The sequence below is a fragment of the Bacillus sp. 204(2023) genome (assembly GCF_037027505.1).
In the GTDB taxonomy this organism is placed as follows: Bacteria; Bacillota; Bacilli; order Bacillales; family Bacillaceae; genus Bacillus; species Bacillus subtilis.
Genome location: NZ_JAXCHE010000009.1, coordinates 13,727 through 28,360 on the forward strand (window position 1 = coordinate 13,727; position 14,634 = coordinate 28,360).

General features: G+C 43.3%; 17 protein-coding genes, 1 tRNA gene and 1 pseudogene. 16 read left to right on the plus strand and 3 right to left on the minus strand.

Translation table 11 applies throughout. The features are described 5' to 3' along the window. Positions 1-74 precede the first annotated feature (74 nt). Positions 75-344, plus strand: coding sequence for a 30S ribosomal protein S14 (gene rpsN, locus WA279_RS16810; RefSeq protein WP_003233455.1), 270 nt, complete (start codon positions 75-77; stop codon positions 342-344). A 17-nt stretch (positions 345-361) separates the two neighbouring features. On the opposite strand, the gene WA279_RS16815 is transcribed toward rpsN, so the two are convergent. Next, a complete protein-coding gene (locus tag WA279_RS16815) occupies positions 362-835 on the minus strand; it encodes a hypothetical protein (protein WP_251188519.1) in 474 nt (157 codons plus the stop codon). Between the two features lies 1 nt (position 836). After that, positions 837-1,037, minus strand: coding sequence for a helix-turn-helix transcriptional regulator (locus tag WA279_RS16820; protein WP_009966860.1), 201 nt, complete (start codon positions 1,035-1,037; stop codon positions 837-839). Positions 1,038-1,230: 193 nt separating this feature from the next. Between WA279_RS16820 and WA279_RS16825 the strand changes: the two genes are divergently transcribed. Further along, positions 1,231-1,304: transfer RNA gene (locus WA279_RS16825), tRNA-Gly, on the plus strand. Positions 1,305-1,394: 90 nt separating this feature from the next. Here WA279_RS16825 and WA279_RS16830 read toward each other — a convergent pair. Next, positions 1,395-2,018, minus strand: a complete 624-nt coding sequence (locus WA279_RS16830) for a B3/B4 domain-containing protein (protein ID WP_106610807.1) — start codon at positions 2,016-2,018, stop codon at positions 1,395-1,397. A gap of 82 nt (positions 2,019-2,100) precedes the next feature. Between WA279_RS16830 and queG the strand changes: the two genes are divergently transcribed. The 14 genes and pseudogenes from queG to WA279_RS16900 all read left to right on the plus strand — a co-directional run bounded on the left by queG (position 2,101) and on the right by WA279_RS16900 (position 14,633). Next, on the plus strand, positions 2,101-3,261 hold the full coding sequence (gene queG, locus WA279_RS16835) for a tRNA epoxyqueuosine(34) reductase QueG (protein WP_336156067.1): 1,161 nt from the start codon (positions 2,101-2,103) through the stop codon (positions 3,259-3,261). Positions 3,262-3,327: 66 nt separating this feature from the next. Beyond that, complete coding sequence (locus tag WA279_RS16840; protein ID WP_336156069.1) at positions 3,328-4,263, plus strand: amidase domain-containing protein; 936 nt, start codon at positions 3,328-3,330, stop codon at positions 4,261-4,263. A gap of 37 nt (positions 4,264-4,300) precedes the next feature. Continuing rightward, entirely contained in the window at positions 4,301-4,783 is a 483-nt protein-coding gene (gene trmL, locus WA279_RS16845) for a tRNA (uridine(34)/cytosine(34)/5-carboxymethylaminomethyluridine(34)-2'-O)-methyltransferase TrmL (protein WP_003233442.1), read from the plus strand. Positions 4,784-4,908: 125 nt separating this feature from the next. After that, positions 4,909-5,550 (plus strand): YhbD family protein, encoded by a 642-nt coding sequence (locus WA279_RS16850; protein WP_336156071.1) that lies wholly within the window; start codon positions 4,909-4,911, stop codon positions 5,548-5,550. Beyond that, on the plus strand, positions 5,541-6,254 hold the full coding sequence (locus WA279_RS16855; RefSeq protein WP_336156072.1) for a bactofilin family protein: 714 nt from the start codon (positions 5,541-5,543) through the stop codon (positions 6,252-6,254). The genes WA279_RS16850 and WA279_RS16855 overlap by 10 nt, the downstream gene beginning before the upstream one ends. An 11-nt stretch (positions 6,255-6,265) precedes the next feature. Beyond that, entirely contained in the window at positions 6,266-6,973 is a 708-nt protein-coding gene (locus WA279_RS16860; protein WP_336156073.1) for a hypothetical protein, read from the plus strand. A gap of 348 nt (positions 6,974-7,321) precedes the next feature. Beyond that, a complete protein-coding gene (gene prkA, locus WA279_RS16865; RefSeq protein ID WP_003239626.1) occupies positions 7,322-9,217 on the plus strand; it encodes a serine/threonine protein kinase PrkA in 1,896 nt (631 codons plus the stop codon). A gap of 179 nt (positions 9,218-9,396) precedes the next feature. Then, entirely contained in the window at positions 9,397-10,575 is a 1,179-nt protein-coding gene (yhbH, locus tag WA279_RS16870; protein ID WP_003233432.1) for a sporulation protein YhbH, read from the plus strand. A 159-nt stretch (positions 10,576-10,734) separates the two neighbouring features. Next, positions 10,735-11,199 carry a MarR family transcriptional regulator gene (locus WA279_RS16875; protein ID WP_003233431.1) on the plus strand — a complete coding sequence of 155 codons (465 nt, stop codon included), beginning with the start codon at positions 10,735-10,737 and terminating at the stop codon, positions 11,197-11,199. Positions 11,200-11,234: 35 nt separating this feature from the next. After that, on the plus strand, positions 11,235-11,900 hold the full coding sequence (locus WA279_RS16880) for an HlyD family efflux transporter periplasmic adaptor subunit (RefSeq protein WP_014476241.1): 666 nt from the start codon (positions 11,235-11,237) through the stop codon (positions 11,898-11,900). Between the two features lie 40 nt (positions 11,901-11,940). Then, a complete protein-coding gene (locus WA279_RS16885; protein WP_003233429.1) occupies positions 11,941-13,539 on the plus strand; it encodes an MFS transporter in 1,599 nt (532 codons plus the stop codon). 22 nt (positions 13,540-13,561) lie between these two features. Then, positions 13,562-14,092, plus strand: coding sequence for an NAD(P)H-dependent oxidoreductase (locus WA279_RS16890; protein ID WP_003233428.1), 531 nt, complete (start codon positions 13,562-13,564; stop codon positions 14,090-14,092). A gap of 12 nt (positions 14,093-14,104) precedes the next feature. Further along, positions 14,105-14,479 carry a hypothetical protein gene (locus WA279_RS16895; RefSeq protein WP_003233427.1) on the plus strand — a complete coding sequence of 125 codons (375 nt, stop codon included), beginning with the start codon at positions 14,105-14,107 and terminating at the stop codon, positions 14,477-14,479. Beyond that, positions 14,479-14,633, plus strand: a pseudogene (locus WA279_RS16900) (hypothetical protein). Before WA279_RS16895 ends, WA279_RS16900 begins: the two are co-directional and overlap by 1 nt. The last annotated feature ends 1 nt before the right edge of the window (position 14,634 follow it).

A 14,634-nucleotide genomic window follows, 5' to 3' on the forward strand; every position in this document is an offset into this window, starting at 1 on the left:
ATGCTTGCTTTTTTGAATGGTGCATGATACATTTTAAATCGTAACAATTTCGATTTAAAGGGAGGCTATGTGACTTGGCTAAAAAATCAAAAGTGGCAAAAGAGTTAAAACGCCAACAGCTTGTTGAGCAATACGCTGGTATTAGACGCGAGTTGAAGGAAAAAGGAGATTACGAGGCACTCAGCAAGCTGCCAAGAGATTCAGCACCGGGAAGGCTTCACAACCGCTGCATGGTAACGGGGCGCCCGAGAGCATATATGAGGAAGTTTAAAATGTCCAGAATCGCTTTCAGGGAGCTGGCCCATAAAGGCCAGATTCCCGGTGTAAAAAAAGCAAGCTGGTAAGAAAAAACTCCGGCCGATTACAGCACGCCGGAGTTTTTTTCGTTTTTCTTGAAAGAGATGACGTAGGAAAGGTGCTGGATGATCATGATGATAAACACAATAATAATAGGGAAAAACGGAATGCGCGATTGAAATAGCGGATAAAAAATGAGAAGAACCGCTGCGGCAGGCAGCGAGAAGTAGACAGCGATATATGACGCGCGACATGCTTTTGCCGTCATCATCTGCTCTCTTTCATCCTGCTCTTCAAACTCATCAGGCAGAAGAAGCTGTTTTCTGGCAGGGCGGCTTTTTTTCTGTAAGTACAAATAAACCGCAGACGCCGCAACAAACAGAATAAAGGGGGTGAGGTTTAATTCAAATACCATCCCGCCGCTCTTTGTGCCGAAAAAAGATGCTATGCCTTCTGAGGCTTCAAAGTATGAAATCAGCGTCCAGCATGCAAGGCCAAATAAAACAAGGTGAAAAGCTGCTTTTGTTTTCATGCTCATCTTAGTTTTCCTCCTCTAACCAAAAGACATCCTCCATTTTCATGGAGAAGGCTTTGCAGATTTTCAGTGCTAACAGCAGTGAGGGAACATAATCGCCTTTTTCGATAGCAGCCACAGTCTGTCTTGTGACGCCGACTGTTTCTCCTAGTTTTTCCTGAGAATAGCCGAAGCGTGCCCTCAGCTCTTTTACTTTATTTTTCATCATGACGTCTGTCCCCTTCACAATCTCGATTGATTATATTGTATAGTATACTTAACATTATGTAAATGGAACTTAACAAATTTACAAAAAGATAACTTTTTTTCGACAAAATTTTTATATTCCCTTGACGAAAAATAAATAAACATGTAATATAAAAAAAGTCAGAGCGGTACTGTTGCTGACAATCACAAATGCGGGTGTAGTTTAGTGGTAAAACCTCAGCCTTCCAAGCTGATGTCGTGAGTTCGATTCTCATCACCCGCTCCATACATACGTTATTAACGCAGTGTTTCGTTTCTCAGATAAACGAAGTATTGCGTTTTTTTATGTAAAAAAGAACACGACATTCGTGTTCTTTTACGTAAGCCAATGTACTGTATGGGTGCCGCCGTGAATTTGTTCAAACATTTTCGTTAATGATGATAAGAGGTTAACAGCGCTGCTTTTCTCAATCGATGGCGGGAAAAAAATGATTTGCAGCATATTCTTAGTCTCGTTTGAAACGGGATAGTGGTTGACGCTGTTTTTGAAATCGCCAAAAATGCCGTTTTCATCAGAGAAAAGCAGTATGTTTTCTTTTTCTCCCAATGAGATCCGGACCGGCTCATGAAGCTTTCCGGCATCATAAATCATAATAGGCAGAGAATATTTTAATGCGAAAAAATCGATTGTGTCATGGGCCGAGTCTTTACTTTCCATGAATTGTTCCTTGGATATCGGGACCAGCATGTCCTCCATTGGGGTTGTTTCTCCCTCAAATGAAGGGTTAAGCTGTTTAAAGAGTTCCTGCCATTCCTTGACGAAGGATTCATCGGATATACCGCCGTCCGCATAGTCGAAAAACAAGGATTCTTGAAACAGGCGGAGTCTGCCTTTCAGCATTTGCGGTGAGGAGCCGACTTCGATATTCTCATAAATGACAGCAGCTGCATGTAAGCCGGCCGCACGTTCAGTAATAACAGAATCAAGTTTGATATTCACTAGCATTCACTCCAGTTACGTGATATCAACCTATTATAAACGCTGTATCGTTTTATCACAAAGAAAGGAGGCTGTGCAAAACATGAACGTTTATCAGCTCAAAGAAGAATTAATTGAATACGCGAAAAGCATTGGCGTGGACAAGATTGGTTTTACGACCGCTGATACTTTTGACAGTTTAAAAGACCGTTTGATTCTTCAAGAATCACTCGGCTATCTCTCCGGCTTTGAAGAGCCGGATATCGAAAAAAGGGTGACGCCGAAGCTTCTTTTGCCGAAAGCGAAATCAATAGTGGCAATTGCTCTCGCATATCCTTCTAGAATGAAGGATGCGCCGAGAAGCACGAGAACTGAGCGCAGGGGCATTTTTTGCAGAGCTTCCTGGGGAAAAGACTATCATGATGTGTTGAGGGAAAAGCTTGATCTGCTGGAGGATTTTCTAAAAAGCAAGCATGAGGATATCAGAACGAAGTCAATGGTTGATACAGGTGAATTATCTGATCGCGCCGTTGCGGAACGTGCCGGAATTGGATTCAGTGCGAAAAACTGTATGATCACAACACCCGAGTATGGCTCCTATGTGTATTTGGCGGAAATGATCACAAATATCCCTTTTGAGCCTGATGTGCCGATTGAAGATATGTGCGGGTCCTGCACGAAATGCTTGGACGCCTGTCCGACGGGAGCACTGGTTAATCCCGGGCAGCTTAATGCGCAGCGCTGCATCTCTTTTCTGACCCAGACAAAAGGATTTTTGCCTGATGAATTCCGGACAAAAATCGGAAACCGACTGTACGGGTGCGATACGTGCCAAACGGTATGCCCTCTCAATAAAGGGAAGGATTTTCATCTTCATCCGGAAATGGAGCCTGATCCTGAGATTGCCAAACCGTTATTGAAGCCGCTTTTGACCATCAGCAATCGAGAATTTAAGGAGAAATTCGGGCATGTCTCAGGTTCTTGGCGCGGGAAAAAACCGATTCAGCGAAACGCCATTCTCGCGCTTGCGCATTTTAAGGATGCTTCCGCACTGCCTGAATTGGCGGAACTGATGCATAAGGATCCGCGTCCTGTCATCAGGGGGACAGCCGCATGGGCAATCGGAAAAATCGGAGACCCCGCATACGCGGAAGAGCTTGAAAAAGCGCTGGAAAAAGAGAAGGATGAAGAGGCAAAGCTGGAAATTGAAAAAGGGATTGATTTGCAAAAAGCTTCAGGCATGACTAAACAAGGCTTGTCCTGACATACGTATAGAGCAGAAGGAAAAAACACTTGAGATCATCCAAGTGTTTTTTCTCTATAAAAAAGTATGGCGGGTGGGGTGAGCTTGAAGCACATTTTAGAACAATTAGCGGAGGAGCGGCTGGGCTTTCTGGTTAACGGGCATGCTATGAGACAGGAGTCTCAAGTCGGAGACCTTAAAGTCATGGAGCGTAAGAAAAAGCTTCTGGAAAAACGTAAAGTTGACATCATAAAAGCGAAAGCAAAGGCCGTGATTAATCATGTGCGGGTTGAGGATGACGGAACGACCTGCCTTTCGTATACCATCCATTACGAATACGTGTGTAAGGAACAAGATGACAGCTTGTATATAGAAGAGCACATAGAGGAGCGAATGGCTTTCCTGTATGATCACATTTTGATTAGTGATCAGGAAATTGCGAAAAAGCCGGCTGGATTTCATGAAGGGACCAGTATTATTGACTATTCTGAAGCTGAAGAGGAAAGAGAAGCGTTTGGCAGGGCTTTTCAATACGATCGTCTCGGCGCTGTCCAATATGCCGAGAAATTTTGGAACAAGCGCAATTCTGCTTATAAAAATTTCAGCGATAACTGTACAAATTTTATTTCTCAGTGTCTTCATGCAGGAGGCGCGCCGATGCGCGGTCATCCGAACAGGGGATCAGGCTGGTGGATGAAACAAAGCTCATGGAGCTACAGCTGGACGGTGGCTCACTCTATGAAAATGTATTTGTCGAATTCAAAGGCCGGACTGCGTGCGGTGCGGGTGAAATCAGCGGAAGAACTGATGCCGGGCGATGTGATTTGCTATGACTTCGAAGGAGACGGCCGGTTTAATCATACAACGATTGTCGTGGCAAAGGACAAAGGCAATATGCCGCTTGTCAACGCCCAGACCTATGACAGCCGGATGAGGTATTGGTCATATGAGGATTCTACGGCATACACGCCGTCAATACGATATGCCTTTTTTCATATCGTTGATGATACGACAAAAGAGTAATTAATGTTATAATGATGGGCGGATAAGAAAAACAGAGGTGAACATTGTGGCATTACATGTCGTTTTATATCAACCAGAAATTCCCGCTAACACAGGGAATATTGCACGTACTTGTGCAGCAACCAATACAACGCTACACCTGATTCGTCCGCTCGGCTTTTCAACGGATGATAAAATGCTGAAGCGTGCCGGACTCGATTATTGGGAGTTTGTTAACGTTGTGTATCATGATTCGTTAGAAGAATTGTTTGAGGCATATGAAAAAGGCCAGTTTTTCTTTATTACAAAATTTGGCCAGCAGCCTCATACATCATTTGATTACACTGATCTTGACGAGGATTATTTCTTCGTGTTCGGAAGAGAAACAAGCGGTTTGCCAAAGGATTTAATTCAAAATAATATGGACCGCTGCCTGCGTCTTCCGATGACAGAGCACGTCAGATCGTTAAATCTGTCCAATACTGCCGCGATTCTTGTTTATGAAGCGCTGCGCCAGCAAAATTACCGTGATTTAAAATAGTGAAAAAACCCGCTCATCGATGATGGGCGGGTTTTTTTGCGGATGTTGAAATGCTTTGTTTCGTTTTTGGGCTTAACAACGTAACAGTGTTATGTTACAATGTACCCATCAAAGGAGCTGGACTTATGGAAGAACAATTAATCTCTAAAAAAGAATTACTTGAAAGAACATCGATTTCATACGGTCAGCTGTATCGATGGAAGCGGAAAAACTTAATACCTGAGGAATGGTTTATTCGTAAATCCACATTTACAGGGCAAGAGACGTTTTTTCCGAGAGAGGAGATTTTAAAACGTATATCAATGATTCAAAAGATGAAAGAAAATTTGTCTTTGGATGAAATGAGGGAAATGCTGTCGCCGAAAATGAAGGATGTCAGCATGACCGCTGATGAATTGCTTCATAAAGGTTTGGTTTCAAGGCCTGCTCTTGAAGCCTATTCAGAAGACGGAGGAAGTCGGGTTTTCTCATCCGGCGATTTGCTTTCGCTGTATGTGCTTGAGGGACTGCTGCAGTCTGGAAATGTCAGCCTTGCAGAAGCAAAAATGGCTGCAGAGGTATTAAAGAAGCATGATACTGAAGAGATTGAAAAACAGACGGAGCTGATTGTGCTTCGCAAGCTCGGTGTCACAACTTGTTTTATAGCGGCTGCGGCGGACAGCATTTTGTTTGAATCATCCGTAAAGGTTGTGGAACGGGTAGATTTATTAAAAGCTTCAGAGGAATTAAAAACAACATTTATGCAGGAGGGCCATCGATGGATGTAGTGGAAAAGCTGGTGATAAACGGATCAGGAAGTTCAAAGGGAGGAACATTTCAATCAGTTGAGATTAATGGCAGCGGGACAGTGGCGGGGGACGTGGAGTGTGACACTTTTTCTTTTAATGGAAACGGAAAAGCTGACGGCAGCGTCAAAGCGAAAGCGGTAACCATCAGCGGTTCAGGAAAGATACATGGAGACGTTGAAGCAGAATCTATCCGGATGAATGGCACTGGTTTTATTCAAGGAGAGGTATCTGCAAAACAATTGAAAATCGCTGGATCATCAACATTTGGCGGCACTGTCAAGGCTGATGGCATTGACATTAGCGGAAAAGCTGTCATGGAAGCAGATTGTGAAACAGAAACCTTTCAATCAGAAGGGAAATGCAAAATCAGCGGGCTTTTAAATGCAGACCAGGTGATCATTAAACTTTCTGCAGGGGAAAGCTATGCGCGGGAGATCGGCTGCCGCCATCTTCAAGTGACCTGCAGAAAAGGAATGCTGACATTGCTCAGATTGATGCCGCAGCCTATTCTAACAGCAGAGCTGATCGAAGGTGACGTGATTGAATTGACAAATACAAAGGCGAAAACCGTGCGCGGAAATAAAGTGGTCATCGGCCCGGATTGCCAGATTGAAACCGTCGAATACAGCGGGGACTATACCTGTGATCCAAGCGCGTCGGTTGAAACATCCACAAAGTTGTAAGGAGGATCGTAATGGAGACAACAAAACTGGGAAATTTAAAATTATATGGCGCTGGGCATGCCGCAGGAGGCGCGTATCACAATGTCAGCATCAAAGGAGAAGGTGTAGTTGGAGAAGGGCTGTCTGCTGTAGGCTGCCGCATATACGGAACGGGCCTTTTTCTCGGAAAAGCAGAGACTGAGCGGCTGCGTGTGCTCGGAGAAAGTGAATGTAAAGGCGATCTGACAGCCGGCAAAATCAATATATATGGGACAATGAAAGTCAGCGGCTCACTTCAATTTGATCGATTCAATCTGAAAGGCCAGACTGAAATTGGCGGGAATATGACTGGAGAATCCTGCGATGTGAAAGGGAAGCTTAGCGTAAAAGGTGATTGTGAAACAGAAATGTTCCATGTCACAGGCTGTGTTGATGTATCGGGGTTATTAAATTCGGGTGAGATCAAGCTGGGATTGATCCATGATATAAGCCATGTGCAGGAAATCGGTGGAACAACAATTACAGTGAAAAGACGCGCGAGTTTTTTTAACCGGAAGAAAGGGAAGCTGATCGCCGATGTCATAGAAGGAGATCGGGTTTATTTGGAGAATACCGAAGCGGCAGTTGTCAGGGGAAAAGAAGTGATCATCGGGCCGGGATGCAGCATCGGAACAATTGAGTACGAAAACAAATATGAATGCGATCCGCATTCACAGATTAAAGAAAAAACAAAACTGTAAAACATTGTTCTGTTATACAAAAAGGTGCTCTTTCAGGAGCACCCTTTTTTATTCTTTTCCAGGCTTGCTATCGTATCCTGCGGTAAAAATTGATACTAAAAAAGTGACAATGACACCCATCATGATGATTGTTTTCACCGTCTCTCCCCCTCTTCAATTTTTCCGTGCTGTCCGAGTCTGGATGATTCTGTATTTTTCTATATTATGAACGGTCGCAGTCTGCCTTGTCAACGATGTATAAGTATCTTTATTTTTAAGAAACCAAAGCATGTATCACGAGATGGCGGCATAGATTGTATCAAAGTACCTTATTTGCATAGTGTATCAAACATGATAGAGGAGGTCCTTATGGATATATTAAAGAAAATTGAACAGTACAGAGAGGAAGAGCAGCGGCTGAAATGGGAAGGAACTTTCGCCGATTATTTGGAGATTATTAAAGAAAATCCGATGGTCGCGCAATCTGCTCATTCTCGAGTTTTTAATATGATAAAAGACAGCGGGATAGAGGAGATTGACGGACGCAAGAAGTACAGTTTTTTTGACCGCGAGCTGTTTGGGCTTGAAGAATCTCTGGAGCGTCTTGTGGAAGAGTATTTTCATCCGGCTGCCAAACGTCTAGATGTCAGAAAGCGGATTCTATTGCTGATGGGGCCTGTGAGCGGCGGTAAATCCACGCTGGTCACGATGCTCAAAAAAGGTCTCGAAGCGTACACGCTGACAGATAATGGCGCTGTATATGCGATTAAAGGCTGCCCGATGCACGAGGACCCTCTACATTTAATCCCCCATCATTTACGCGATGACTTTTACAGAGAATACGGCATTAGAATAGAAGGAAGTCTTTCTCCTTTAAATGTCATGAGGCTGGAGGAAGAGTACGGAGGAAGAATTGAGGATGTGAAGGTGGAGCGCATCTTCTTTTCAGAAGATAAGCGTACGGGAATTGGAACATTCAGTCCCTCTGATCCGAAATCTCAGGATATTGCCGATTTGACGGGGAGTATTGATTTCTCAACAATCGCCGAGTACGGTTCAGAATCGGATCCGCGCGCTTACCGGTTTGACGGAGAGCTGAATAAAGCGAACCGCGGGATGATGGAATTTCAGGAGATGCTGAAATGTGATGAGAAATTTCTCTGGCATTTGCTTTCCTTGACACAGGAAGGGAATTTTAAAGCTGGGCGGTTTGCGTTAATTTCTGCTGATGAGCTGATCGTGGCTCACACGAATGAAACGGAGTATCGCTCATTTATTTCTAATAAGAAGAATGAAGCCCTGCACTCGAGAATCATCGTGATGCCGGTTCCTTATAATTTAAAAGTGTCTGAGGAAGAGAGAATTTATGAAAAAATGATCGCAGAAAGCGATGTGGCGGATGTTCATATTGCCCCGCATACGTTGAAGGTCGCCGCGATGTTCTCAATCCTTACCCGGTTAAAAGAGCCGAAGCGGTCGGATATTGATCTGGTCAAGAAAATGAGACTGTATGATGGAGAAAGTGTGGAAGGATATAATTCTGTCGACGTTGAGGATATGAAAAAAGAATATAATGATGAAGGCATGAGCGGCATTGATCCGCGGTACGTGATCAACCGGATTTCTTCAACGATTATCAGAAAAAATATGGAATCGATTAATTCTCTCGATGTCCTTCGTTCCTTAAAAGAAGGTCTTGATCAGCACCCATCAATTTCAAGCGAGGACAGGGAGCGGTATTTGAATTTTATTTCTGCCGCCCGCAAGGAATATGACGACATTGCGAAAAAGGAAGTTCAAAAAGCGTTTGTATATTCGTATGAAGAATCAGCAAAAACACTTATGGACAATTACCTCGATAACGTAGAGGCTTATTGCAATAAAAATAAGCTTCGTGATCCTTTGACAGGAGAGGAAATGAACCCTGACGAAAAGCTGATGAGATCCATCGAAGAGCAGATCGGCATTTCGGAAAACGCCAAAAAAGCGTTCCGCGAAGAAATTTTAATCCGCATCTCGGCCTATGCGAGAAAAGGCAAGCGGTTTGATTACAATTCCCATGAAAGACTGCGTGAAGCTATTCAGAAAAAGCTGTTTGCTGATCTGAAGGATGTCGTTAAAATTACGACCTCAACAAAAACGCCGGATGAGCAGCAGCTGAAAAAGGTAAATGAAGTCGTGGCCCGTTTAATTGATGAGCACGGCTACAACTCGACGAGCGCCAATGAGCTGCTGAAATATGTCGGCAGCCTGCTGAACCGATAAGCAACGTGACCCGTCCGAATAGGGCGGGTTATTTTGTCCCATTTTCTAAATAGTTTGTCAATTAAACGTGCATATGTGCATATGATGAATATAAATCTTTTCGAAAGACTTGTTTCATAATCTGGCACAAGCCGGAATACGTATGTATCACGACCACAAATGGTTAAGGAGGGGAATTCATGTCCCAAAATGACAGCGGCCATTTTTTGATTTCTGAGGAAAACTGGTCCCTCCATCGCAAAGGCTTCGATGACCAGCAGCGCCACCAGAAAAAAGTGCAGGAAGCGATCAAAAACAATCTTCCGGACCTCGTAACTGAGGAAAGCATTATTATGTCTAATGGAAAAGATGTAGTGAAGATCCCAATCCGTTCACTTGATGAGTATAAAATCCGTTATAACTATGATAAAAATAAACATGTAGGGCAAGGAGACGGCGAGAGCCAGGTTGGAGATGTTGTGGCCCGGGATGGATCAGACAAAAAACAAGGGCCTGGAAAAGGGCAAGGTGCCGGTGATCAGGCAGGCGAGGATTATTATGAAGCGGAAGTTTCATTAATGGATTTAGAAGAAGCGCTTTTTAAAGAATTAGAGCTTCCGAATCTCCAGCAAAAAGAGCGGGACAATATCATTCATACAGATATCGAGTTTAATGATATCCGTAAAACAGGGTTAACCGGTAATATTGATAAGAAAAGAACGATGATGTCAGCCTTTAAACGAAACGCAATGTCAGGAAAACCGTCGTTCTACCCAATTTATCCGGAGGACCTGAAATATAAGACGTGGAATGACATCACAAAGCCCGAATCAAAAGCCGTCGTTTTAGCCATGATGGATACAAGCGGCAGTATGGGGGTTTGGGAAAAATACATGGCCAGAAGCTTCTTTTTCTGGATGACCCGTTTTTTGCGGACAAAATACGAGACTGTGGAAATTGAATTTATTGCCCATCATACAGAAGCAAGAGTGGTCTCGGAGGAGGATTTTTTCTCAAAGGGAGAAAGCGGCGGAACCATTTGTTCTTCCGTATATCGGAAGTCGCTTGAGCTTATTGATGAAAAGTACAATCCCGCCCGCTATAACATTTACCCGTTTCATTTTTCTGACGGTGACAACCTGACATCTGATAACGCGCGCTGTGTGAAGCTGGTCAATGATATTATGAAGAAGGCCAATCTGTTTTGCTACGGCGAGGTCAATCAGTACAACAGGCATTCAACGTTAATGTCTGCATATAAAAATGTAAAAGATGAGAAATTTAAGTACTATATTTTAAAACAGAAATCTGATGTTTTTCAGGCTCTAAAGAACTTTTTCAGAAATGAAGAGTCTGGTGTAAGCCATCAATTTTCGTAATGAAAAGCCCATTTCAGGGCTTTTTTTTATTTAATAAAAGCAAGAAAACGCTTGCGAAAAAAATACGGGAGAAAAAGAAATTTTTCCTTTGACAAATCTTCTTTCATTTATTAATATTTTATCTTGTGAACTATTATTGAGGAATGAGGTGAAAAGGAGTTGACTGAATCAGAACGTGCTTTGCTCACTTTTGAACAGCTCTTCGATACGTCTCGGGCGATATATAAAAAACAGAAGAAGATATTGGAGATTGTGCTTGAGCCTTTTGATATTACAGTCCTTCAATATTTGCTGATGTTTAAAATTCATCAAAGCGGAAGCACCCCGCTAAGCAAGCTGGCAATGTCGCTTGATCTTAAGCCTGCTTCTGTGACGCGGATGACAGATATTCTGTATAAGCGCCAATTGATGAATCGATATGACAGTCCGGATGACCGCCGTATCGTCATGATTCAGTTAACCGAAGAGGGGGAAGAACTGATAGAAAAAGCCGCTGTGCAATATGCAAAAATGGGTGCCGGCTTGTACCAAAAGCTTGATACCTCCCAGCTGCAGTATTTGCGCAAACTAGCCGGAAGCTTAACGAAGCTTGCTGAAGGCTGTTCAGAAAAAAGCGGTAATTAAAAACTTCTCACATATTTTCACCAGCTTTCCGCAAAATGATAGAGGATGAAACGAAAGGAGAAAACAAAATGAACAGAGGACGTTTAATTCTGACCAACATTATCGGTTTGATTGTTGTTCTTGCAATTATAGCTGGAGGTGCTTATTACTATTATCAAAGCACAAACTACGTAAAAACAGATGAAGCAAAAGTAGCGGGCGATATGGCTGCTATTACTGCTCCAGCAGCAGGTAAAGTATCTGACTGGGATCTGGACGAAGGAAAAACAGTGAAAAAAGGCGACACAGTTGCAAAAATCAAAGGCGAACAAACTGTTGACGTAAAATCCATTATGGATGGAACAATTGTGAAAAACGAAGTGAAAAACGGACAAACCGTACAAGCTGGTACAACAATTGCACAAACGATTGACATGGACAACCTATACATCACAGCAAATATTAAAGAAACAGATATTGCGGATATTGAAGTAGGAAATAGTGTAGACGTAGTAGTTGACGGAGACCCTGATACTACATTTGACGGTACTGTAGAAGAAATTGGTTATGCGACTAACTCAACTTTTGATATGCTTCCTTCTACAAATTCAAGCGGAAACTACACAAAAGTAACACAAAAAATTCCTGTGAAAATTTCAATCAAAAACCCATCTGATAAGGTGCTTCCTGGAATGAATGCATCTGTTAAAATTTCTGAGTAAAACAGATCAGTCATCAAACCATGAAAGGAGGTTGTCTTAGATGGCTACAGGCAAAGAAAAAAATGCAAAAAACCCTATGTCATTGCTGATTGTGCTAATGGCGGGTTTATTTTTGGCAATTCTAAACCAAACACTGCTTAATGTTGCAATGCCGCACTTAATGACTGAATTTGGCGTAAGTGCAACGACGATTCAGTGGCTGACAACAGGTTACATGCTTGTTAACGGTGTATTGATTCCGTTATCTGCTTTCCTGATTACACGATTTGGCCAGCGGAGTCTCTTTCTCGTCGCGATGTTTTGTTTTACGCTCGGTACGTTAGTCTGCGGTATCGCACCTAACTTCTCTACAATGCTGATCGGCCGTTTGATTCAGGCCGTGGGCGGAGGTATCTTGCAGCCGCTCGTTATGACAACCATTCTGTTAATTTTCCCGCCTGAAAGCAGGGGGAAAGGAATGGGGATTTTCGGGCTAGCGATGATGTTTGCTCCAGCGGTCGGCCCGACTCTTTCCGGGTGGATTATTGAGCATTATACATGGCGCATTATGTTTTACGGACTTGTGCCGATCGGCGCAATTGTTATCATTGTGGCTTTCTTCATCTTTAAAAATATGGTGGAGCCGCAAAAAATCAAACTCGATACTCTTGGCGCAATCCTCTCGATTGTCGGATTCGCCTCCTTATTATACGGAGTCAGTGAAGCCGGGTCTGACGGCTGGACCGACCCGATTGTATTGTCTACAGTTATTATCGGAGCCATTGCAATTGTTGCTTTTGTTGTTCAGCAATTGCGTCATGATGATCCGATGCTTGATTTCAGAGTGTTTAAATATGACATTTTCTCACTCTCGAGTGTCATTAATATCATTATAACAGTGGCACTTTACACTGGTATGTTCCTTTTACCGATCTATCTGCAAAACCTGGTCGGCTTTACGGCGCTTCAATCCGGTCTGCTTCTGCTTCCGGGTGCGATCGTTATGCTGATTATGTCACCGATCTCAGGTATTTTGTTTGATAAATTCGGGCCGAGACCGCTTGCGATTATCGGGCTTCTCGTGACAGTGGTAACAACATATCAATACACGCAATTGACAATTGATACACCATATACACACATCATGCTGATCTATTCAATTCGTGCATTTGGTATGTCTCTCTTAATGATGCCAGTCATGACCGCCGGGATGAACCAGCTTCCTGCCCGTCTGAACAGCCACGGAACGGCGATGAGCAACACGCTTCGCCAAATCAGCGGATCAATCGGAACAAGTTTAATTACGACGATTTATACAAACCGGACGACATTCCATTATTCACAAATTGCAGATAAAACAAGCACGGCGGACCCGAACTTCCTCCATGCGTTCCAAAATGCAGTTTCGAATTTAATGGTGAATATGAATGTGTCTTATGATACGGCGAAAACATATGTGTACTCACATATTTATAAACACGCGTCACTCGATTCCAATGTCATGGGGATAAATGATGCCTTTATGTGGGCAACCTTATTCTGTGTAGCAGGTTTGATTTTAAGTATCTTCCTGCGTGACGTCAGAAAAGATAAATTGCGTAAGAAGAAAAAAGAGGAGCTTTCATTACTTCCTGCTCCAAAAGAAGCTAAGGAATCTTAATCTGTACAGGGAGGTTTCCTGAATGAAAATTTATGTAGTGTATGATAGTGAAGGCGAACATACTAAAGTGCTTGCAGAAGCAATTGCTGAAGGCGCGCGAGAAAACGACGCGGCTGAAGTGTTCATCGACCATGTAGATCAGGCTGATATCCGCAAGCTTAAAGATATGGATGCGATTATTTGGGGATGCCCAGGGCATTTCGGAACAATCAGCTCCGGTCTTAAAACTTGGATCGACAGACTTGGCTACTTGTGGGCTGAAGGCGAGCTGATCAACAAAGTCGGTGCTGTCTTCTGCACAACGGCAACAACACACGGCGGCTTGGAAATGACAATGCACAATTTAATCACGCCGATGTTCCACCAAGGCATGATTGTTGTCGGACTGCCTGGCAACGTGCCTGAAAACGCACTTTATGGCTCTTATTACGGAGCAGGTGTCACTTGTCCGGTAGACAGTGATGAGTTAATGTCTGAGGAAGGTATTCAGCTTGGACGCGCGTTGGGAAGACGTGTCAGCCAAGTCACAGGAAACCTAACAGCAGGACAGTAAGGAGAGGTTGAAATGGCCATTATTATAGCAATAATTGCTGCTGTCATTGTCATTGCGGCCCTTATTACATTTAACGTCCGCAACGCCTCACCTGGACCTGAGAAGCAAGAAGCAACCGATAGAATCGCACCTCCAGAAGAGGAAAAAAACGAAGCGCATTACCCTGCTGAAGCAAGGGCTGCCGAGCATACGCCATCCGTTGTCAAAAACGATTCTCCAAAAGAGAAGCGTGACACAATGGGTGATGATATTTACAGGCAGGCGCTGCAAAAGTTTAAGCATTCTGATGAAGTTCATGCAGAAGAAGAGGTCACTGAGGAAAGTGACAAAATGCAGGACCGCAGCTATCGTGATGCGCTGCTCTCTATGAAAAATAAGAAAAAGTAATGAAAAAGGCAAATCCGTTTACTCATGCGGGTTTGCCTTTTTGCTGTTTCCATCAATTATGTTTTTATCAAATAAATCCATGGAATATGTTGTAATCCATCTTGATCTAGTGTACTATGTTACTCATACACCGAGGATTTTTTCCGGGAGGTAAA

What these genes read in the sequence shown, in the direction of transcription:
- WA279_RS16815 (WP_251188519.1), bottom strand. Translation starts at nt 835, where the DNA reads ATGAGCATGAAAACAAAAGCAGCTTTTCACCTTGTTTTATTTGGCCTT.
- WA279_RS16820 (WP_009966860.1), bottom strand. Translation starts at nt 1,037, where the DNA reads ATGAAAAATAAAGTAAAAGAGCTGAGGGCACGCTTCGGCTATTCTCAG.
- queG (WP_336156067.1), top strand. Translation starts at nt 2,101, where the DNA reads ATGAACGTTTATCAGCTCAAAGAAGAATTAATTGAATACGCGAAAAGC.
- WA279_RS16840 (WP_336156069.1), top strand. Translation starts at nt 3,328, where the DNA reads ATGGCGGGTGGGGTGAGCTTGAAGCACATTTTAGAACAATTAGCGGAG.
- WA279_RS16850 (WP_336156071.1), top strand. Translation starts at nt 4,909, where the DNA reads ATGGAAGAACAATTAATCTCTAAAAAAGAATTACTTGAAAGAACATCG.
- WA279_RS16855 (WP_336156072.1), top strand. Translation starts at nt 5,541, where the DNA reads ATGGATGTAGTGGAAAAGCTGGTGATAAACGGATCAGGAAGTTCAAAG.
- WA279_RS16860 (WP_336156073.1), top strand. Translation starts at nt 6,266, where the DNA reads ATGGAGACAACAAAACTGGGAAATTTAAAATTATATGGCGCTGGGCAT.
- prkA (WP_003239626.1), top strand. Translation starts at nt 7,322, where the DNA reads ATGGATATATTAAAGAAAATTGAACAGTACAGAGAGGAAGAGCAGCGG.
- yhbH (WP_003233432.1), top strand. Translation starts at nt 9,397, where the DNA reads ATGTCCCAAAATGACAGCGGCCATTTTTTGATTTCTGAGGAAAACTGG.
- WA279_RS16880 (WP_014476241.1), top strand. Translation starts at nt 11,235, where the DNA reads ATGATAGAGGATGAAACGAAAGGAGAAAACAAAATGAACAGAGGACGT.
- WA279_RS16885 (WP_003233429.1), top strand. Translation starts at nt 11,941, where the DNA reads ATGGCTACAGGCAAAGAAAAAAATGCAAAAAACCCTATGTCATTGCTG.
- WA279_RS16890 (WP_003233428.1), top strand. Translation starts at nt 13,562, where the DNA reads ATGAAAATTTATGTAGTGTATGATAGTGAAGGCGAACATACTAAAGTG.
- WA279_RS16895 (WP_003233427.1), top strand. Translation starts at nt 14,105, where the DNA reads ATGGCCATTATTATAGCAATAATTGCTGCTGTCATTGTCATTGCGGCC.